General features: G+C 49.8%; 1 rRNA gene. It reads right to left on the bottom strand.

Going from position 1 to position 255, the window contains the following annotated elements:
- Nucleotides 1-255: ribosomal RNA gene (locus ACN6NG_RS30020) — 23S ribosomal RNA — on the bottom strand; the annotation flags it as partial.

Here is a 255-nt window from a genome sequence, read left to right as displayed (position 1 = left end):
CTACCTAACCACCTGTGTCGGTTTGGGGTACGGTTCCCAGTTATCTGAAGCTTAGGAGCTTTTCTTGGAAGCATGGTATCAACCACTTCGTCGCCTAATGGCAACTCGTCATCAGCTCTCGGCCTTGAAATCCCGGATTTGCCTAAGATTCCAGCCTACCACCTTAAACCTGGACAACCAACGCCAGGCTGGCCTAACCTTCTCCGTCCCTCCATCGCAATAACTGGAAGTACAGGAATATTAACCTGTTTTCCA

The sequence above is a fragment of the Pseudomonas sp. TSO6 genome, from assembly GCF_056098905.1.
Note: the sequence above shows the minus strand (reverse complement) of the source record. Positions and strands in the feature narration are given on the sequence as shown.